Below are 20,876 nucleotides of genomic sequence, written 5' to 3'. Positions count from 1 at the left end.
CTGTCGCGTATCACGAAAGACTCCTCCCCATGATTCTTCGCCCCTTCCTCATCCTTGCCGCACTCGGCGCGCCGGCCGCCGCTTCGGCCGCAACCCGCGAATGCGCCCAGTCTCCGGGCAAGGTGATCGAGGTCTGCGTCACGGTCGAGGGCGGCCGCGCACTCTATACGGTAAGCCGTGAGGGCAAGCCGGTGCTCGCTCCCTCCGCGCTGGGCCTGAGCTTCGCTGGCGAGCCCGATGCGCGCTATACCGCGATCGCTGCGGCGCGGCGCGGTGCATCGGACACGACCTGGGAGCAGCCCTGGGGCGAGCAGCGCGTCATCCGCGACAATCATAGCGAGCTGGCGGTATCGCTGTCCGGCGACACGCCGCTGAACACGTCGTTCGATGTCATTTTCCGCCTGTTCGATGACGGGATCGGCTTTCGTTACACTTATGGTGCGATCCCCGCGGGCAAGGCCGTGTCGGTCACCGCCGACCGCACCGAATTCCACACTATCGGTGCCCATCAAGCCTGGTGGTACGAAGCGCTCGGCCAGGAACGCGACGAATATCTCTACACCAAGACCGATGCGCGCCGCATCACGCTGGCGGAGACGCCGCTGACCCTGAAGGGCGATAACGGGCTGTATCTCTCGTTCCATGAAGCGGCTTTGGTCGATTTCCCCAGCATGCTGCTGGCGGGCAATGGCGCCGGCACGCTGACCGCGCGGCTGATGCCTTGGCCCGACGGCACGCTGGCGCACAAGACCGGCCCCTTCACCACGCCGTGGCGCACGATGCTGATCGGCACCAGTGCCGGTGCGCTGACCGACAGCCGGATCACCCTCAACCTCAACGAGCCGAGCAAGATTGCCGACATCTCCTGGTTCAAGCCCGGCAAATATGTCGGCGTGTGGTGGGAAATGCATCTCGACAAGACCACCTGGGGCAGCGGACGGCGGCACGGCGCGACCACCGCCAATGTGAAGGCCTATATGGATTTCGCGGCCAAATATGGCTTTGACGGGGTGCTGGTCGAGGGCTGGAACCAAGGCTGGGACGGCGACTGGATCGCCAATGGCGACAAGTTCAGCTTCACCAAAAGCTATCCCGATTTCGATCTGCAGGCGGTCACCGCCTATGGCAAGGCCAAGGGCGTCAAGCTGATCGGCCATAACGAGACCGGCGGCGCGGTGGTCAATTACGAAGCGCAGCTCGACGCCGCAATGAAGCTCTACCAGTCGGTCGGCGTGTCGGAGGTCAAGACCGGCTATGTCCGCCACAGCGGCGACATCATCGCCGCCGATGGCACCCGCCAATGGTTCGCGGGGCAATATATGGTCCGCCACAACCTCCATGTCGCCGAAGTCGCCGCCGCGCATCATATCGCGATCGACGCGCATGAGCCGGTCAAGGATACCGGCCTGCGCCGCACCTGGCCCAACATGATCAGCCGCGAAGGCGCGCGCGGCCAGGAGTTCAACGCCTGGGGCCGGCCGACCAATCCGCCCGAGCATGTCGTGATCCTGCCCTTCACGCGGATGCTGGGCGGGCCGATGGATTTCACCCCGGGTATTTTCGATATCGCACGCAGTGGAACTGAACTCACGCACCGCGTGCAATCGACGCTGGCGACGCAGCTTGCCGAATATGTCGTGCTCTATTCGCCAGTGCAGATGGCGGCCGACCTGCCGGAGAATTACGAGGCGCGGCCCGATGCGTTCCAGTTCATCCGCGACGTGCCAACCGATTGGGAAACTTCACGCACGCTGGCCGGCGAGATCGGCGACTATATCGTCGTCGCACGCCAGCCGCGCAGCGGGCAGGACTGGTTCATGGGTGCCCTGACCAATGAAACGGCGCGCAAGCTCGACCAGTCGCTGTCGTTCCTCACGCCGGGCAGACGATATGAAGCGCAGATCTACCGCGACGGCCCGGGCGCGGATTATCGCACCAACCCGGGCGCGCTGGTGGTCGAGCGGCGGACCGTCACCAGCAAGGACAGCCTGGCGCTCGACATGGCGCCCGGCGGCGGAGCGGCGGTGCGCTTCAAGCTGCTGCCGTAACGCGGGGACACGCCCCCTTCGACCAGGGGTTGGCATAATCGAGGGCAACGCCCCTTCCTTGTGCTCCCGCGAAGGCGGGAGCCCAGACTGGGTCCCCGCCTTCGCGGGGACACAAGGTTCGGAGGATGAACGGCGGGAGATATGTTACACCAGTCGTGTAACATATCTCCCGCCGTCACCGTTCAAGCGGATTGACAATATCCTATATATATCAGATATTTATACAGATATCATCGATCCTGACCCCGCCGTGCTGCAAGCTCCTCGACGATCTCGTCATGGCGGCGACCGTGCAGCGGATAGAGCAGCATCGCCAGCCCGGCGAGCGCCAGACCGATTGACGGCAGGACGATGATCAACAGCTTCATATTGGCCAGCGTTTCGGGGGTCTGTGCGGCATTGGCATGATAGCCGATCCGGTCGAGCAGCCAGCCGAACAGGCCGGCACCCAGGCCGAGCGCGACCTTGAGGAAGAATTGCCCCAGCCCGAAGATCAGCGATTCCGTCCGGCGTCCGGTGCGCCATTCGCCGAACTCGACCGTGTCGGGCAGCATCGACCAGAAGCCGAGCGCAAGGCCAAGGCCGGTGACCTGCATCCACAGGAAAAAGCCCGTTGCCACGGCCGATGTGCGCACATCGTTGCACGCGAACCAGGCGAGCCCGGCCAGTCCCCAGACGATCGCCGCGAACCAGGCGTTGCGCTTGCCGATCGCGCGCGAGATCGCCACCCAGATCGGCACCACGACCAGCCCCGATACGGCAGCGAGCGTCAGGGTGGTGCGGCCACCAGCCTCGTCGGCGAGGTAATATTTGAAATAATAGAGGATCGATTTGCCGATCGCGGTCGAGCAGACCACGCCAGCACAGATCGCCAGCAGGATCGACCAGAGCGCGCGATTGTCGCGCAGCGCACGCCAATAATCGCCGGCCAGCAGCGGCGGCTCGATCTCGCCGCTCTCTTCCGGTTCGCGCGTGGTGAAGAACACGATCGGCAGCACCAAGGTGGCGAGAACCGCGAAGATCGCCGCTGCGAGCAGGAAGCCATGCGACAGGTTCCCGCCACCCAGCTTCGCGGCGAGCGGTTGGGTCGAGACGGCGATGACGATCCCGGCAAGCGTGGCGAAGATGATCCGCCCGCCAGCGATGGTGCCGCGCTCCGCCGAACTGGACGTGATGCGCGCGGTCATAGACGTGTAGGGGATCGACACCACCGTATAGGCGATACGGAACAAGATGTGCGTCGCGAGCATCCACGCGGCGAGTCCGGTCCCGGTAAAGGGTGGCTGATAATACAGCAGCACGAAGGCGATGCCGACAAACGGCGTACCGAACAGGATATAGGGGCGATACCGGCCCCAGCGCGTGCGCGTGCGATCCGCGATCGCGCCCATGATCGGGTCGATCGCGGCGTCGAAGATCGAAGCGATCATGTAGATCAGCCCGGCCACCGCGGCGCTCAGCCCCACCACATCGGTGTAGAAGAACAACAGGAAGAGCGAGATGCTCTGCCAGTAGAGATTGAAGGCGAAATCGCCGACCGTGAAGCCAAGCAAGCCCTTCACGCCCAGCCGGGGTGCAACCGAATCCGCCATGTCTCTCTCCCGCATTTTCTGCGAGACTAGATAAATTATCGCGAATTATCCAAATAAAATATCGAATCTGGAGAATATATCAGCCGTGGCGGCTATTTCTTGCGCGGCCGCCCGCGCTTCGGGGTGGCAGCAACCGCCTCGTCGTCCTCCGCAATGTCGTCCTGCTCTACCGTGGCGAGCGTGTTGGTGACGGTCTGATGGAACGAGGTTCCCATCTCGAAGAAATCCCGCACCAGCGTCTCGAGCCGCGGCGCATCGCGCTTGACCAGTGCATCGACGATCTCGCGATGCTTGCTGTGATGGTCGAGCCCGAGGTCGACGTCATAATCGGCGAACAGGTTGATATAGCGTTCGATCCGGTTGCCGAGATCAGTCCAGATCCGCATCAGCAGCGGAGAGCCGCAACCCGACAACAGCGTATGATGCAATCCGCCATATGCGAGCTGCCAGGTCTCGCGATGCTCCGGGCTGTCGAACAGCTTCGGCACCTTGAGCGAGCGGTGGAGCTGCACCACCACCGCCTCTTCCCAGGCGTCATCACCATGGTCGAGCGCCATTTTCAGCATCAGCCGGTAGATGCGACGATAGACGCCGACCAGGTCGGTATAATCCGCGAGCGAGACCGGGGCGACGCGGTGGCCCTTCTGATGTTCGTGCACGACCAGGCCGCCAGTGGTGAGGAGCAGGATCGCCTCGCGCACCGGGCTGTGTCCGACCTTGTAGAAATCGACCAGTTCGGCGATCTTGAGCCGCTCCATCGGCCTGAACACGCCGCGCACGATGTCGCGGCGGAGCCAGTAATGGACCGCCTGGGTGGGGTTGCGCTCAACATCGACGAACCCGCTGAGCGCGGGCGCGGTGAATGTGGCTACTGAAGGAAGATCTGTCGGCACCCGCATCATAGTAAACAGGCTGGGCGGCCTTGCAACCGACGCGCGCGTCCTTCGCCGCCGAACTGGATCTTCCTGAGACACGGATTACAGGGCGGTCGCGACGACCAGCAACGGGCCGGTCTCCAGCGCACGCACCGCAATAACGCCCGGTGCGGGATCGGCCAGCCGCTCGCACCCGACGGCCTCGATTGCTGCGCCGCGCGGGAAATGCGCCACGGGCAGGACAATCTCGGTCGGCGCGGCGATGACCGGATCGGCATCGAAGGCAATCCTGAACACGCCGCCGGCCGCGTCGAAACCCTGTTCGGTCAGCACGCCCTGCACTGCCCGGGCATAGGGCCGCGCAAAGCCCGGCACCGCACGCCCGCCACTGTCGGGATCGCCGTCATGCGTCGCCTGGTCGAGGCTGAAGATCGACAGATCCTCCTGATTCCAGCCATCGCCCAGCGCCGCATCGTTGCGATTGGACGCAGTATAGTTCCACAGCGTCCCGCTCATCAGATGCGTATCGAGCGCATCGTACATCGCGCCGAGCGCGGCGATATGATCTTCCCAGGGCGCCGTGTCGCCTGCCCGCCAAGCGGCATAGGCCGCCCCCTGATCGAGATCGAAGGGAAGGCCGAATTCCCCGATCAGCGTCGGTGCGCCACTTTCGCCCAGCGCATCGCCGAGGCGCTTGATCACACCGAGTTGCGCGGCATAGCTGGTCGCACGGCGCGGCTCGACCTGCTTGGTCACCAGGGTCGCGAAGTCATACCAGTGGCTGGCATTGACGCAGCGATCGGGCATGCCGTCGGGAAAACCCATGCCGGTGAATGCCTTGAACGGATTGACCTCGGCAAAGACCAGCCAGTCGGGCCGCACGCGCCGGACCGTCGCCGCCATGGCGTGAAAGAAAGGCAGGACATGGTCGCGTTCCGGATCGATCGCGGCACCATCGGCGCGGTCGAAATGGTCCGGGCGCAGCGCGGTCTCGCCGTCATAAATGCCGGCTTCGGCGAACGGGCAGGCGACGCCGTCGCGCCAGATCCGCACACCCGCCGGGTTGGCGACGCGGTGTCCGGCCGGTTCGACCTCGAACCCCTGTCCGGTCCGCACCACCAGCGGAATTTCGCGCGGCCGGCCATCGGCGATGAGCAACATGTCGAGCGGACTCATTGCGAGACCCGGTCGCACCGGTTCGGGTTGCTCCACGCTCCGCGCGCAGTGGCGATAGGTCAGCGGCCGGCCGATCATGCCGGTATCGGGTTCGTTGAGCGTGTCGAAGCCGATCACTTCGGGGATATCCGCCACCCGTTCGGCCACGGCAGTCATCGCGGCAAGATACTCGCCCTGCAGCAAATCCTGTACCGGCGTGCCGCCCGGCCGAAACCCGGGCAGGAAGCGCGCACCGCCGAAGAACAATGTCCACATGATCGCATTGGCGGGCAGACGGTAATTGCTGCCCCAGCTCATCTGCGGATAGGCCGCCTGACGCCCGCCCATCGCGGAATCGTAGCGCTGCTGCATCAGATGCGCGGCATCGGCAGCGCCGAAACGGGTGAAGTCGAGCCCGACCGCCTCGAACACCCAGCCCGGCGCACCGTCGCCGCCGGTCATGCGCGACCAGACATCCTGGTGGAAATCGATGAATACGGCAAAGCCATGCGCCGCCGCCTTCAGGCAGACGGCGCGGAGATAATCGAGATACGCCTCGTCGCGCATCCCCGGCCCGGCATGCGCCACTGCTTCCCAGGTGGTGAGCAGGCGCAGCGCGTTGAACCCCCAGCGCGCCAGCCGGCCGAGATGCCCATCCGCCTCGGCCAGCGGGAACGGCCGGCCGATGAAGCTGACCGTCCGATGGTCGGCGAAATCATCGCGCAGATGCGTGCCGGAAACCGACGCCGGCAGCTTGCAGTCGCCGCCGAGATTGACCCCGCGCAGCAGCACATGCCGGCCCGACCGGTCGACGAAGCGGGTCCCGCGGACATCAAGCACCGGCCGTCTCCCGCGCGGCGTCAAAGCAGGCCCGCGCCGTGTCGATCAGGAATGCGGCATCGGTCCAGCGGTCGCTTTCCTCACGCGGTTGGCCGTCGGGGCCGGTGACCATGCGGGGATAGAAGGAACGCGGCGGGAGCAGTTCGGGCATGACGGTAAAATAGCCTCCTGGGGATGCAGCGGCGAGGAAGCCGCGAAAGCTTTCCGTCCACATGCGCTTGAAGAAATCGAGATGCTTCGCGGCCGCCGGGTCGCCCGCGCTGAGCTGACCCATCGCGTTCGAGCAGGCACGCAGATGCAGGAAACGGGTGCGCGCGAACACCGGGCGCATCACGTCGAACTTCATCTCCATGTCGCCATAGGTCAGCTCATGGCCGATATACCAATGCGCGAAATCGCCGTTGAAGCGCAGTTCGGGAAAGCGCGCCACCAGGTCGAGCGTGCGACGGATATCCTGAGTCATGGTGGCACGGTGAGTTTCAAGCAGCAACGGGTGACCTTCATGCGCCGCAGCCTCGAGCAATGCCTCGGCGAGCCGTGCCATCTGGTCGTCACCCTCGACCCCGGTGCCGAGCTGCACCGTGGTGCAATCGCAACCGGCATCGCGCCAGCGTGCCGCGACTCCGCGCAGTTCGGCGGGATCGTGAAACACCCGCGCAATGCCGGTCGGGATTAATCCGGCGGCATGCGCCGCCGCCGGATCGAGCGTCTGGATGGTTTCATATCCGGCCTGTTTCAGCCGGGTATAGATTGCCGCCGTGTGACCCTTCGGCCCCGCTGACCAGTCCGGCAGATCGGCGATGGTGATGAAGCTCATGCCGGCGGCGAGACGCGGCGCTGCCGTCGTCCCGTCACCGGTGCCGGGTGGTTCAGAAGCCGACATCGAGCGACAATCCGATACTGCGCCGCGATTCATAGGGGCGGAACTGGCTGAGGCTGCGCGCAGCGCCGAACGGGGTCGAGAACATCGCCACCGCATAATCCTTGTCGAGCAGGTTCTTGGCGTAGACCGACAGCTTCCAATGGTCGTCCTTGCCGGCCAGCGCGATCGCTGCATTGACCAGGGTATAGCCCTCTTGCCGCGCGCGCGGATTGTTGGGGAAAGCGATCAGTTGCTCGGAGCGATAGCTCGCGCCGAGATCGAACTTCAGCTTCAGATCGTCCGACAGCGCCACGCCATAGGAGCCACCGAGATTGAACTGCCAATGTGGTGAGAAAGGCAGCGGTTTCCCGGTCAGGTTCTGCTGTACGCCGGCTGACTCCGGCGGTGCACCCGGCAAAAGCGTGCATCCTTCGCTGACCGTCTGGCCGCCAAAGCAGGGCGCGTTGGGGAACCGGCCCCACTCGGCGTCGACATAGGCGCCGCCGAGGGTAAGCGTCAGATCGGCCGGGTCGAGTGGCCTCCACGCCGCATCGAACTCGACGCCGCGGGTCTTCGCTTCGCTGCTGACGATCGGATAGGTCGAGGTGACCGGATCGCGGCCCGCGGTCTGATAATTGCTGATCTTGGTGTAGAACAGTGTGGCGTTGAGCGTCAGGCGCTGTTCGGGCCAATAGGTGCGCAGGCCAAGTTCGTAATTGGTCGGCCGTTCGGGCGCGACTTCGCGCAATATGCCGTTGCCGATATTGGTGTCGAAGCCGCCGCCCTTGAAGCCGCGCGTGACCGTGGCGAAGACATTGGCGTCGTGGCTGAGGTCATATTGCGCGCCCGCACGCCACACCAGCGCGGTCGTATCCACGCTGGCGTTGGCGCTGTCGCGGGCGTTGTTGCGCGGATCGAGCCGGTTCTTGGCGGCTTCGACGCGCTCATTGACGACCCGCGCGCCGGCGATCAGCTTGAAGCGTTCGGCCAGATTGATGTTGGCCTGGCCGAACAGCGCCATGTTGCGCGTCTCGGCGGCGATCCGTACTTCGCGGTAGAAGAACGGGAAGGGTATGCCGTTGAAAATCTGGGTCGAGCGCGAGATCACGTCGGAATTGAAATAATAGGCGCCGAGCACATAGTCGATCGTGCCTCCGGTCGGTGAGGCAAGCCGCAGTTCCTGGCTGAACTGATGCTGGTTGAAATCGGTGAAATTCACATTGAGCCGGTTGTCCGGCGAGGAATCTGAATCGAGGCCGTCATGCGATTGCCAGGCGCGCCAGGCCGTGATCGAGGTCAGCGTATAGCCATCGCCGAAACGATAATCCCCCTGCAGTGAAAACCCCTTGCTGCGCGCGTTCGAAAAGACGTCGCCATCGACATTCTGTTCGAGATTGCCGAGCCCCGGCACGATACCCGCGGCGAGCGCTTTTCCCTCGGGCGACGCCGCCAAAGGCGTGCCCGCCACCTCGGCCAGGGTCCAGATGCAGCAATCCGAGGTGCGCTTGAAATAGTCGCCGATCGCGGTGATCGTCAGGTCGGACGAGGGTTCATATTCGAGCTTGCCGCGAAAGCCGAATTCGTTGCGATTGTTGAGCTTGCGGCCGTCATAGAGGTTGCGGACATAGCCGTCGCGTACGTTGCGCCGCCCCGACAGCGAGAAGCGCAGCGTGTCCGAGATCGGCCCCGAGACATAGGCGGTGAAGCGGCGGTCATTGTCGGGCCAGGCCCAGCTGACGCTTGCCCGTCCCTCGAATTCCTTGGACGGGCGCTTGGTCACGACATTGACCACGCCGGCTGATGCGTTCTTGCCGAACAGAGTGCCCTGCGGGCCGCGCAACACTTCGATCCGCTCGACATCGGGCAGATCGGTGACCGACGCGCCCGACTGACCGAGCACCACCCCGTCGAGCACATAGGCGGTGCTGCCCTCGATCGCCTCGGACGAGAAGGTGCTGGTGCCGATGCCGCGAATGAAGAAGCCGAAATTGCGCGGCCCCGCCGCGCTGATCAGGCTCACGCTGGGCACCAGATATTGCAGGTCGCTGGTCTCGTTGAACTTGAGCGCCGAGAGCTGGTCCTTGCCGACGACCGCGACCGACAGCGGCACGTCCTGCAGATTCTCGTCACGGCGCTGCGCGGTGACGATGATGTCGTTGCCGTCCCCCTGAGCGGTCGGTTTCGGCGCCGGCATATCCTGTGCCGAGGCCGTGGCGGGCATTCCCAGCACAGCGATCGACAGGCCGGACAGCAGGCATAGGCGATAGAATCCAATCCGTGACATGTTTCATCCTCCCCAATCTTTTATGTTGTTGGTCGAATAAATTTATCAATTTTGAATTGATGTCAACGATTCAATCTAATTGTATGCTGCCGCGGCATTGTGGGGCTCATCGCAACGAACTCCGCCCTTCGTTCGGGTCGAGTTGAACGGGCGCGGATCGATCCCGGTGAGAAATGCGTCAGCCTGCCTTGCCCGGTGCAATATCGGGCCAGCACCGGCGGTCAGGCGCGCGGTGCCGGTATGATTCCCAGATCCGCTACGCGCCGCACACGCGCATCGTCGATCTGCGGCCAGGGCGCAGGATCAGGATAGACGCCCGACCCCAGCGGCCAGGCGAGTGGCGTTGCCCCGCCATCGATGACCGCGCCCGGCGGAATTCCGCTGCGGTCGACCGATGGATGGTGCTTGCCGTCCGTGCTGCGCGTGCAGCCATCGGCAAAATAGATCGCGGTATAGACGCGTCGCATCATCGCCGAGGCGTTGCCCATCGCCATGTGCATGGTCAGCCCGTGATGGAAGATCACATCGCCCGGGCTGGCCGGCACGAAGCACGCGTCAGCCGCCAGATCGTCATCGCCGTCCGTCCCGGAGAAGATATCGACGAAGCGCGCGTCCTGCCGGTGCGATCCCGGCACATAGCCCATGCCGCCAGTGCTGTTATTTGCCTCGACGAACGGAATCCAGGCCGTGACGGTGCGATATTCCGCGATTGGCCAATAAGGATGATCCTGATGTGCCTGAGTCGAGGCACCGCCCGGTTCCTTGTACAATGCCTGATCGTGCCACAGCCTGAGCCGGTCGGACCCGACCAGCAGCGCCGCCACGGCGCATACCGCCGGGTGGAAAGTCAGCGGCCGGACATCGGGGAAATCCTCCCAGATATACTGGCATTGCAGGAAGCTTTGTTCGTAGCGCGACTTCTCCTGCAGCGAGCGCGTGTCGCGCGCTTTGCGGACCGCCACCGCTGCGTCGACGGCGGCGGCATAGCCGGCCAGTTCGTCGGGGTTGATCAGTCCCTGCACGGCGACGAAGCCGTCGCGCACGAAATCGCTTTTCAGGCGCCCGAGCTCGAGACCGACGCGCATCATACTCAGCTGCCGAGAATGAGGAACTGGCGGCCGGGATCGTCCTGCAGGATTTCCTTGCCCTCGGCGGTCAGGGTCCGCGCGCCGTCGGGCGCATATTGCAGAATATAGGCCTTGCGCACCGTCCCATCCTTCAGATTGGGGCCAGTACGGTGCGGCGCGAGCGAGGAGAACAGGATGATGTCGCCCGCCTTGGCCGGCACGCAGACCGCATCCTCCACCTCCTCCAGGCATTTCAGCCCGATCGCAGTCGGCCAATGCTCCAGCGTACCGCGCTTGTGCTGCCCCGGCGCGATCCACGGGCAGCCATTCTCCTCATCGACATCGACCAGCGGAATCCAGAAGGTCAGATATTGCTGCGGCTCGATAAAGGTATAGCCATTGTCCTGATGCCAGGGGAATTCCTGCTTCTTGCCGGTCTTCTTGTAAACCGACTGATCCCAGTAGAGCCGCACACGGTCGCCGGACAGATCGTGGCACAGGTCCTGGATCACCGGGTGCGCAGCGAAATCGCGCAGCACCTCGGACCGCGCGACGAGATGCGCGGCGAAGGTGATCGTGCCGGCTGAGGTCAGGCGGAATTCGCCGCCCTGCTGCTCCGCGACGAAGCGCTCATAGGCTTCCTCGATCGGATCGATCGCCAGGGTGACCTCGGTGATTTCCTCTGGCGTGAAGGCGTTCTTGATCAGGACGAACCCGTCGCGGTCGAACGCGTCGGCCTCGGCCAGGGTCAGACGGCGCAGAGGACGGTCGGTCGCCACATTCTGCCATGAAAAGCCCGCGCTTCGTGCATCCACAGCGCCTGTGCCGATCCGGTCTTCAACCGATATAACCATGGCTCTTTCTCCTTGATTCGATTTTTTTTTATATTTATGACTAATTTTTATCGAGTCCACAGAAAAAATGCGGACGGGAAACTCGGGAGGCGGGCAACCGTCGGCGTCGTCAGACGCGACCGTCACGCAAAACGAGGAGAGAGAGATGAGGAAGGCGTTTGCCGCTATTATCGCCGTGACTCTGGTCATGGTCGTTCCGTCCGCGGGGCTCGCCGCTCCCAATCTTCCGACCAAGCCGATCGAGCAGAAATATTACGCTGACGGGACCTGGGCCGTGTCGCAGACGGTGACCGCCGCCAATTGCGATTCCAAGGGCAGCGTCTGCGACATCTATTATCCGACCAATCTTGGTGCCGGCGGATTCAAGCATCCGATCATCGTATGGGCCAACGGATCCGGCACATCGCCGATCGCGCCCGCCACCTATGCCTTTGTGCTGCGCCATTTCGCCTCATGGGGCTTTGTCGTCATCGCGACGCGCGACGGCACCACCGGCGAGGGCCAGACGGTGATCGACAGCGCGAATTACATCAAGGCGCGCAATGCCGATTCTGGCAGCATCTTCTACAATCAGCTCGACACGACCAAGATCGGCGCGATGGGCCATTCGCAGGGCGCCAGCGGTGCGATCAACGGGATGCTGAAATCGACCAATCTCATCCGCACCGCGATCGCGATCGAGATTGCGCAGCAGGCCTTCTGCAACCCGGCGAGCAATTGCCTGCTGACCGCGACGCTGACCGGCGCGACCAGCGGATCGGTCTTCTATATCGCCGGATCCAATGACGGTCTGATCTCGCCCGATACCCAATGGTTCGGGTCGCAGCTCAATTCCAACACCGCCTATTACAACGCGACCCCGGCCGCGCTGAACAAGGTCAAGGCGATCCTGAAAGGGCCGAACCACAACGACGTCCAGGGTACGCCGAACTGCCCCTCCGGCCTCGGCTTCTGCACCAACGGCGCGCATGGCTATCTCGGCTATCCGACCGCCTGGATGATGTGGCAGCTGCAGGGTGCGGCCGACGGCCAGCAGGCGTTCAAGGCCTCGGGCGGCGAGATCTTCACTGAAACCGCCAACTGGCAGAGCATACTCAGCAACGTACCCTGAAGAGCCTAGCCTGATGGATAGCCGGCACGGATTTGCCGTGCCGGCTGGTTGTCCTCAAGGGAGCAGCGGCCGATAAAATGACCGCTCATGGCGCAGGAAGCAGCGCGTTTCCTTCGCATAGGCGATCGCCTTCGCCACCTCCGGGTCGCTCGCGCTGGCAAGGCGATACTGCTCATAGGCCGCAAGGCTATCGAAGCTGAACAGGCAGAACGCCTCATCACTCGCCCCTTCCGCCGGCAGGAAATAGCCGTGATGGACGCCGCCGAATTTCGGCAGCAGCGCGAGCCACATGCGCGAATAGATCTCGAATTCGGCGAGCTTGTCCTGATCGACGACATAGCGGACATGGCAGGTAATCATGGGCGGCTCCCTCACCGATTGCGCGCCGATCCGATAGCCGCACGAGCCGCTCCCCGCCACTCCTGCCATGTGCGGAATCCCCGGTACGTCGAAAGGAGCCGGGAGGATCAACATGTTGATCCGAACGCAGGCACTGGACGCAGGCGGCAAAGTTACTATATACCGATCGGTATGGAACAGACTCTAGCCCCTCCGCCGGTCAAAGGGCGGCCCCGGGAATTCTGCACGGAGGAAGCGCTCGCCGCGGCTCTGCGCGTCTTCTGGCGCAACGGCTATGAGTGCGCCTCGATGGCCGAACTGACCGCCGAGATGGGGATTACCAAGCCCAGCCTCTACGCCGCTTTCGGCAATAAGGAAGCCCTGTTTCACAAGGCGCTCGATCTCTATGAGCGCGAAAAGCTCGCTTATACCGTCGCCGCCCTCGAAGCCCCGACCGCGCGTGGCGTGGCCGAGCGCTTCATGACCGGGGCACTCGAGATGCAGATGAGCACATGCGACCCGAAAGGGTGCATGGGCGTGATCAGCTCAGTGTCGTGTGGCGGCGCCGAATCGATCAAGGCGGATGTCGCCGCGCGCCGCGTCTCGTCCGAAGCCGCGCTTATCGCGCGCTTCGAGCGCGCCAAGCAGGAGGGCGATTTGCCCGAGACCTTGGAACCCGATGCGCTCGCACGCTATCTTTATGCCCTGCTCCAGGGCCTGTCGGTTCAGGCGGGATCGGGCGCGTCATGCGCTCAGTTGCAGCAGCTGGTCGACACCAGCCTGTCGATCTGGCCGACCCGCTAAAAATAAACATACCTAGCGGTACACAAAGTGCTTGACGCACTGCGGCATGAAGTTATATACCGATTGGTATTGAAGTTGGACTCTCCCGTGAGCCCGACGGTCGGCTAGGGAGAACCCCTGATGACGAACAACTAATTCCGGCGCGGCGGGTCTCGGCCCGTTGCACTTCACCAATTTCAGACGGCGATCGTGGGCACCGACAGGTGCTTTCGCGAGCGGCGTATCATTGCCTGATGGCCAGTGCGGCGCAGAGGACGGGTCTTCTGCGGGTGGCGTTGCGCGATCTAAATTCAAGGGGATTTCCAATGGCTTATCTGGACATCAACAATATCTCGGCCGCCCCGGTCATGGGTCGCGCGGCCGAGCGCCGTCAGATGACCGCACCGGCCGGCTTCTCGCCGCTCGAATGGAGCGTCATCGCGCTGGCCAAGCGCGACCGGATCAGCAGCCTGTCCGAACCGAGCCGCCTGTCGCGCGCGTTCGGCAGCCTGTTCGGGCTCGGCACCACATCGCATCTCGCCGAGCCACGGCTCGAAACGCTGCGCCGCCTCGCGGTTCATGCCTGGAAGCGCGGCTATGCGCTTCCGGCGTCCGAGGTCGCGCTGTTCCTGCAGGCCGGCTTCACCATGGGCCAGGCCGAGACATTGGTTGCGAGCGTCACCGGCGGGCAAGTCGGTCAGCTCGCATGGAGGATCGCCGCATGAATATGGTCACCCCGATCGATACCGAAAACAGCACGCCGGTCCGGCCGCTGCGTGATGGCTTTTCCCGCCTGCCGCGCTGGCAGCGCGGTGCGCTCATCATTCTCCCTCTCGCCTTGATCGGCGCAGCCGGCGCCAGGCTCGTCGATCAATCCCCGGCAGTGGCGGCGGCTCCCCCCTCGCCGCCGTCACTGTCGCGGCTCCATTGGTGCGGGACGTCAGCGAATGGGACGATTATGTCGGCCGTTTCGCCCCCAGCCGCACGGTCGAGATCCGTCCGCGCGTCGCGGGCGAAGTTACCGGCATCCATTTCCGCGACGGCGAGATCGTGCAGAAGGGCCAGCTGCTCTTCACCATCGATGCGCGTCCGTTCGCGGCCGCGCTGGCCGAGGCACGCGCCAATGCCGCCAGCGCCTCGAGCGCACTTGTCCTCGCCCGCACCGATCTCGGCCGTGCGACCAAGCTGATCGACGACGAGGCCATCTCGGCCGGTGAAGTCGATTCGCTGCGCGCCAAGGTGCAGGCGGCAACCGCCGCGCTGGCCGCGGCCAATGCGCGGGTCCGGGCACGTGCGCTCGACGTCGAGTTCACCCAGGTGCGCGCACCGATCGCCGGCCGGATCTCCGACCGCCGCGTCGATGCCGGCAACCAGGTGGCTGGCGGCGAAGGGACGGGCGGCACAGTGCTGACCACGATCAATGCGCTCGACCCGATCTATTTCAGCTTCGACGGATCGGAAGCCCTGTATCTGAAGACGCAGCGTGCGCGTCAACCGGGTGCGGAGCCGGCCGCGGTCGAGATCCAGTTGCAGGATGAGAGCGAGCATCGCTGGAAGGGCAAGCTCGACTTTACCGACAATGGCCTCGACCAGCGTTCGGGCACGATCCGTGGCCGCGCGGTGCTGAGCAATCCGAACTATTTCCTGACCCCGGGCATGTTCGGCAATATGCGCCTCGCCGCCGCGGGCAGCGCCAAGGCACTGCTGGTACCCGACGCCGCGATCCAGACCGATCAGGTGCGCAAGGTCGTGATGACCGTCGATGCGAAGGACCAGGTCGTCGCCAAGCCGGTGACGCTCGGCCCCGTCGTGGACGGCCTGCGCATCATCCGCTCGGGCCTAGCGCCCAGTGACCGGGTGGTGATCGCCGGGATCCAGATGGCCATGCCCGGAACCAAGGTCCAGCCGCGTGCCGGCAAGATCACCGGCGAGGCGTCCGCTCCGGCGCCACAGGTTTCGCTGCCGGTGGCCGGCGAGGCGACGCTGGGCGCGCGCTAAGGATCGATAGCCCTTCGTCCGCGCCGCGCCTGTCGAACCACCCCCTCGACACGCTCGGCGCGGGCGAGACCCGCTGACGGCCCAAAAACCAAATTCCTTCATCAAGGACAGTCCTCATGCGCCTCTCGCGCTTTTTCATCACGCGGCCGATCTTCGCCGCGGTGATTGCGGTCGTCATCACCCTGGTCGGGGCGATCGCCTATCTCAGCCTGCCGGTGTCGCAATATCCCGACATCGTGCCGCCGACCGTGACGGTCAGCGCGGTCTATCCCGGCGCGAGCGCCGAGACGGTCGCGGAAACCGTCGCCGCGCCGATCGAGCAGGAAATCAACGGCGTCGACAACATGCTGTACCAGTCGTCGCAATCGACCGGCGACGGCAAGCTGGTCATCACCGTCACGTTCAAGATCGGCACCGACCTGGATGCCGCGCAGGTGCTGGTGCAGAACCGCGTCGCGGTGGCCGTGCCGCGCTTGCCGGAGGACGTGCAGCGCCTTGGCGTCGTCACGCGCAAGACCTCGCCCGACTTCCTGATGGTGGTCAATCTGGTCTCGCCCGACGATTCGCTCGATCGCGGCTATATCTCCAACTATGCGCTGACTCAGGTGCGCGACCGGTTGAGCCGCATCGACGGCGTCGGCGACGTGCAACTGTTCGGCAGCCGCGACTATTCGATGCGCGTGTGGATCGACCCCGGCCGTGCCGCCGCGCTTGACCTGACCGCGGGCGAGATCGTCGCCGCGCTGCGCGCCCAGAACGTGCAGGTCGCCGCCGGCACGCTGGGCCAGCCGCCCTATGCCACCGGCAATGCCTTCCAGCTCAATGTCGAGACGCAAGGCCGCCTGACCGATCCCAAGCAGTTCGCCGATGTGGTGATCCGCACCGACGCCGATGGCCGCCAGGTCAAGGTATCCGACGTCGCCCGAGTCGAACTCGGTGCGCAGGATTATGGCTCCAACACCTATCTCAGCGGCAAGCCGACGGTGATCGTCGCGGTGTTTCAGCGCCCCGGATCGAACGCGCTTGCCGCGGCCGAAGGCGTCAATGCGGCAATGAAGGACATGTCGGCCCGCTTCCCCAAGGGCCTTGCCTATAGCGTCATCTACAACCCGACCGAGTTCATCTCGCAGTCGATCGACGCGGTGAAGGACACGTTGTTCGAGGCGATCCTGCTGGTCGTGCTCGTCATCCTGGTCTTCCTGCAGAAATGGCGTGCGGCGATCATCCCGGTGGTCGCGATCCCGGTCTCGCTGATCGGCACCTTCGCGGTGCTGGCGGCGATGGGCTATTCGCTCAACAACCTCTCGCTGTTCGGCCTGGTGCTGGCGATCGGTGTGGTAGTCGACGACGCGATCGTCGTGGTCGAGAATGTCGAGCGCAACCTGGAGCATGGCCTGTCGCCACTGGAGGCGGCGCGCAAGTCGATGGACGAAGTGTCCGGCGCCCTGGTCGCGATCGTGCTGGTGCTGATCGCGGTGTTCATCCCGACCGTGTTCCTCACCGGCCTGTCGGGCGCGTTCTACCGCCAGTTCGCGGTGACCATCTCGACCGCGACGGTGATCTCGCTGATCCTCTCGCTCACTCTGTCCCCGGCGCTTGCCGCGATCCTGCTCAAGCCCAACGCGCAGCAGGGCACGGGCAACCGCTTCACGCAGTTGCTGCGCCGTGCCGCCGACGCGTTCAACCGCGGGTTCGAGCGGCTCAGCATCGGCTATGCCGCCCTGACGCGACGGCTGGTGTCGGCGCCGAAGAAGATGATGACCGCCTATGCCGCGCTGATCGCGATCACGGCGGGCGTGTTCTGGGCGACGCCGACCGGCTTCATCCCGGCACAGGACCAGGGCTACTTCCTGACCGTCATCCAGCTGCCGCCCGGCTCCTCGGTCGAGCGTACCGATGCGGTGATGCGCAAGGTCGCCGCGCGCATCCTGCCCGGCGCCGGAATCAAGGGCGCGGTGATGCTCGCCGGGTTCGACGGACCGTCGCAGACGCTCGCGCCGAACGCCGCCGCCGCTTACTTCCCGCTCAAGAGCTTCGAGGAGCGCAAGAAGCTTGGCGTCAGCTTCCCGGAGATCATGGCTCAGGCGCAAAAGGCGACTGCGGACATCACCGAAGCGCGGCTGATGATCGTGCCGCCGCCCCTGATCCAGGGCATTGGCTCGGCCGGTGGCTATCGCCTGATGGTCAAGGACCAGGAAGGGCGCGGCTATGACCAGCTGGCCAAGGCATCGAATGACCTGATCGGAAAGGCCAACACCACCAAGGGTCTGAACCAGGTCTATACCTTCTTCGAAACCGCCACCCCGCGCGTGTTCGCCGATGTCGACCGGACCAAGGCAAACATGCTCGGCGTGCCGCCGGAGCGGGTGTTCGAGGCGCTGCAGGTCTATCTCGGCTCCGCGTTCGTCAACGACTTCAACCTGCTCGGGCGCACCTATCGCGTCACGGCACAGGCCGATGCACCGTTCCGCAATACGACCGCCGACATCGCCAATCTGAAGACGCGGTCCAATTCGGGCCAGATGGTGCCGATCGGGTCGGTCTCGACCTTCAAGGACAAGACCGGGCCATACCGCGTGGTCCGCTATAACCTGGCCCCCGCGGTCGAGGTCGATGGCGACACCGCGCCGGGTTATTCGTCGGGCCAGTCGCTGGTTGCGATGGAGAAGCTCGCCGACTCCACCTTGGCGAGCGGCTACAGCCATGAATGGACTGGCATCGCGTACCAGCAAAAGGCAGCGGGCAGCACTGCGGCCCTGGTCTTCCTGATGGCCGTGGTGTTCGTCTTCCTGGTCCTTGCGGCACAGTATGAGAGCATCACCTTGCCGCTCGCGATCGTGCTGATCGTGCCGATGTGTCTGCTCGCGGCCATGGCCGGGGTGAACCTGCGGGGGATGGACAATAACGTCCTGACCCAGATCGGCCTGGTCGTGCTGATTGCTTTGGCCGCGAAGAACGCGATCCTGGTGGTCGAGTTCGCCAAGCAGGCCGAGGACCAGGACGGGCTGTCGCCGATCGAAGCGGCAGTACGTGCGGCCAAGGACCGGTTGCGGCCGATCCTGATGACCAGCTTCGCCTTTATCCTCGGCACGGTGCCGCTGGTGACGGCAAGCGGGGCCGGCGCCGAGCTTCGCCAGGCGCTGGGCACCGCGGTGTTCTTCGGCATGATCGGGGTGACCGGCTTCGGCCTGCTCTTCACGCCGACCTTCTATGTGGTGTGCCGGGCACTGGCGTTGCGGCTTGGCCGCAAGCGTCAGGCAGGCTCCGCCACAGGGAGCCAGTCCTCCGAAGGCTCGGCTCCCACACTTCAGCCCGCCGAATAGGAGCGGCAGATATGAAACAGATCCTTCTCGCAACGCTGTCATCGCTCGCGCTTGCCGCCTGCGCCGCCGGCCCCAACTATGTCGCGCCGATCCCTGCTCCCAAGGCGGCGGCCCCGTTCATCGGCGCGACCAACCCAGCCTTCAGCACGGCAACAACCGACGATCACTGGTGGCGGCTGTACCGCGACCCAGTGCTTGACGGGCTGGTCGCCGACGCGCTGGCGGCCAATACCGATATCCGCGTCGCGGTGGCGCGGCTCGACAAGGCCCGCGCCTCGCTGCGCGGCGTCCGGTCGGACCGGCTGCCCCAGACCAGCATCGGCGCGAGCGGCACTTATGGCCGGTCGCCCGAGACTCAGCGCCTGCCCGGCAGCGCCACGGAGGACAGCGCGTTCGACGTCGGGCTGAGCGTGTCCTACGAGCTCGACCTGTCGGGCCGGGTGAAGCGCAACATCGAAGCGGCACGCGGCGACGTCGCGGCGGCCGATGCCGATGCCGATGCGGTACGCGTCGCGGTCGTCTCCGCCACCACCCGCGCCTATGTCGACGCCGCATCGTCGGCCGAACGGCTCGCGGTGGCGAAGCGCATCGTCGAGCTGCTCGACAAGTCGGCCGGCCTGACCGGCAAGCGAGTCGAGGCGGGCCGCGCGGCCAAGCTCGACCTGGTGCGCATCACCACTTTGCGCGACCAGCGCGCCGCACTGGTCCCGGCAATCGAGGCCGACCGGCAAGCTGCCCTGTTCCGTCTCGCCACGCTGACCGGACGCACGCCGCAGGACTTGCCCGCCGCGGCAGCCGAGCGGACCAGCACCCCGACGCTCGACCAGGCGATCCCGGTCGGCGACGGCGCCGCCCTGCTCGCGCGGCGCCCCGACATCCGCGCTGCGGAGCGCCGGCTCGCCGCCTCGACCGCACGGATCGGCGTCGCTACCGCTCAGCTCTATCCGCAGATCTCGCTCGGTGGATCGATCGGGTCGACCGCGACCAGCATTGGCGACATGTTCACCGGCGGTGCGCTGCGCTGGCTGCTTGGCCCGCTGATCAGCTGGTCCTTCCCCAACCAGGAAGCCGCGCGTGCGCGGATCGCCGCAAGTGAAGCGGATAGCCGCGGGGCGCTGGCCGAGTTCGACGGCACGGTGCTGCGCTCACTCGAGGAAACCGAGACGGCCTTGTCAAGCTATGCCCGGGAGATCGAGCGCAACGCGGCATTGCGATCGGCGCGTGACGGCGCCGAAGCAGCGATGCGCATCACCCGCGCCCGCCAGCGCGCCGGGCAGATCGACTTTCTCGACGTACTCGATTCCGAGCGGACCTTTGCCGACACAGAGGCGGACCTCGCCGCATCGAGCGCCCGCATCGCGAGCGCGCAGATCGACCTGTTCCGTTCGCTGGGCGGCGGTTGGGACAAGGCCGACCTGGCGGCGGCGGCCGCGATGAAGGCGGGCGGCAGTAAGGGACGCTGAGGCGGGGATGCCCACCATCAGGCGCCGCGCCCTCATCCTGTTTTCAACAATCAGAAAGCGCGCCGGTGTCTGTCCGGCAAGCGATGACATGCCCGATCCTGTGCGATGGTTGAATCGCCGCTGGCACCATGGCCGAAGAGAGAGGGCCGCGAATGGCAGGAGATATGTTACACCGGAATGTACCATATCTTTTCCTGTGAATGCTCGATACGAAGCTTATACAATTCGTTATATATCATATAGTTAGTCAAATGTTTCGTTGCCCTGAAACGGGCCGGCACC

Annotated in this window: 14 protein-coding genes and 1 pseudogene; 7 read left to right on the top strand and 8 right to left on the bottom strand. The window is 64.7% G+C overall.

Features of this window, described 5'->3' with window-relative positions; translation table 11 throughout:
- The first annotated feature begins 29 nt into the window (after positions 1 to 29).
- On the top strand, positions 30 to 2,048 hold the full coding sequence (locus tag H3Z74_RS00935; RefSeq protein ID WP_187762166.1) for a glycoside hydrolase family 97 protein: 2,019 nt from the start codon (positions 30 to 32) through the stop codon (positions 2,046 to 2,048).
- Between the two features lie 230 nt (positions 2,049 to 2,278).
- Here the strand turns inward: H3Z74_RS00935 and H3Z74_RS00930 are convergent, their stop codons facing one another.
- The 7 genes from H3Z74_RS00930 to H3Z74_RS00900 form a co-directional block, all read right to left on the bottom strand.
- Positions 2,279 to 3,640, bottom strand: coding sequence for an MFS transporter (locus tag H3Z74_RS00930; RefSeq protein WP_187762165.1), 1,362 nt, complete (start codon positions 3,638 to 3,640; stop codon positions 2,279 to 2,281).
- 92 nt (positions 3,641 to 3,732) lie between these two features.
- Positions 3,733 to 4,533 (bottom strand): GntR family transcriptional regulator, encoded by an 801-nt coding sequence (locus tag H3Z74_RS00925; protein WP_187762164.1) that lies wholly within the window; start codon positions 4,531 to 4,533, stop codon positions 3,733 to 3,735.
- 84 nt (positions 4,534 to 4,617) lie between these two features.
- On the bottom strand, positions 4,618 to 6,510 hold the full coding sequence (locus tag H3Z74_RS00920) for a glycoside hydrolase family 5 protein (RefSeq protein ID WP_187762163.1): 1,893 nt from the start codon (positions 6,508 to 6,510) through the stop codon (positions 4,618 to 4,620).
- Positions 6,503 to 7,393, bottom strand: coding sequence for a hypothetical protein (locus tag H3Z74_RS00915; protein WP_187762162.1), 891 nt, complete (start codon positions 7,391 to 7,393; stop codon positions 6,503 to 6,505). The genes H3Z74_RS00920 and H3Z74_RS00915 overlap by 8 nt, the downstream gene beginning before the upstream one ends.
- Positions 7,380 to 9,656, bottom strand: a complete 2,277-nt coding sequence (locus H3Z74_RS00910) for a TonB-dependent receptor (protein ID WP_187762161.1) — start codon at positions 9,654 to 9,656, stop codon at positions 7,380 to 7,382. Before H3Z74_RS00910 ends, H3Z74_RS00915 begins: the two co-directional genes overlap by 14 nt.
- Positions 9,657 to 9,877: 221 nt before the next feature.
- Entirely contained in the window at positions 9,878 to 10,744 is an 867-nt protein-coding gene (locus H3Z74_RS00905; RefSeq protein ID WP_187762160.1) for a phytanoyl-CoA dioxygenase family protein, read from the bottom strand.
- A gap of 2 nt (positions 10,745 to 10,746) precedes the next feature.
- A complete protein-coding gene (locus tag H3Z74_RS00900) occupies positions 10,747 to 11,577 on the bottom strand; it encodes a phytanoyl-CoA dioxygenase family protein (RefSeq protein ID WP_187762159.1) in 831 nt (276 codons plus the stop codon).
- A gap of 145 nt (positions 11,578 to 11,722) precedes the next feature.
- On the opposite strand from H3Z74_RS00900, the gene H3Z74_RS00895 reads away from it, so the two are divergent.
- Positions 11,723 to 12,688: an alpha/beta hydrolase gene (locus tag H3Z74_RS00895; RefSeq protein ID WP_187762158.1), complete on the top strand. Its 966-nt coding sequence runs from the start codon at positions 11,723 to 11,725 to the stop codon at positions 12,686 to 12,688.
- A 54-nt stretch (positions 12,689 to 12,742) separates the two neighbouring features.
- Here the strand turns inward: H3Z74_RS00895 and H3Z74_RS00890 are convergent, their stop codons facing one another.
- The gene (locus H3Z74_RS00890) at positions 12,743 to 13,162 is read right to left on the bottom strand and encodes an NIPSNAP family protein (protein WP_229726808.1); all 420 of its coding nucleotides are present in this window, start codon (positions 13,160 to 13,162) and stop codon (positions 12,743 to 12,745) included.
- 57 nt (positions 13,163 to 13,219) lie between these two features.
- Here H3Z74_RS00890 and H3Z74_RS00885 point away from each other — a divergent pair, with 57 nt between their 5' ends.
- The 5 genes and pseudogenes from H3Z74_RS00885 (at position 13,220) to H3Z74_RS00865 (ending at position 20,594) form a co-directional block, all read left to right on the top strand.
- Positions 13,220 to 13,831 (top strand): TetR/AcrR family transcriptional regulator, encoded by a 612-nt coding sequence (locus tag H3Z74_RS00885; RefSeq protein WP_187762157.1) that lies wholly within the window; start codon positions 13,220 to 13,222, stop codon positions 13,829 to 13,831.
- Positions 13,832 to 14,136: 305 nt separating this feature from the next.
- Positions 14,137 to 14,535: a hypothetical protein gene (locus H3Z74_RS00880; RefSeq protein ID WP_187762156.1), complete on the top strand. Its 399-nt coding sequence runs from the start codon at positions 14,137 to 14,139 to the stop codon at positions 14,533 to 14,535.
- Positions 14,532 to 15,808, top strand: a pseudogene (locus H3Z74_RS00875) (efflux RND transporter periplasmic adaptor subunit). The gene H3Z74_RS00880 and the pseudogene H3Z74_RS00875 overlap by 4 nt, the downstream one beginning before the upstream one ends.
- Positions 15,809 to 15,924: 116 nt before the next feature.
- Positions 15,925 to 19,131, top strand: coding sequence for an efflux RND transporter permease subunit (locus H3Z74_RS00870; protein ID WP_187762155.1), 3,207 nt, complete (start codon positions 15,925 to 15,927; stop codon positions 19,129 to 19,131).
- Positions 19,132 to 19,142: 11 nt separating this feature from the next.
- A complete protein-coding gene (locus H3Z74_RS00865; RefSeq protein ID WP_187762154.1) occupies positions 19,143 to 20,594 on the top strand; it encodes an efflux transporter outer membrane subunit in 1,452 nt (483 codons plus the stop codon).
- Positions 20,595 to 20,876 lie beyond the last annotated feature (282 nt).

It is taken from the genome of Sphingomonas alpina (genome assembly GCF_014490665.1).
Lineage (GTDB): Bacteria > Pseudomonadota > Alphaproteobacteria > Sphingomonadales > Sphingomonadaceae > Sphingomonas > Sphingomonas alpina.
The sequence above is the reverse complement of the archived record's forward strand: the minus strand, read 5'-3'. Positions and strand labels throughout refer to the sequence as shown.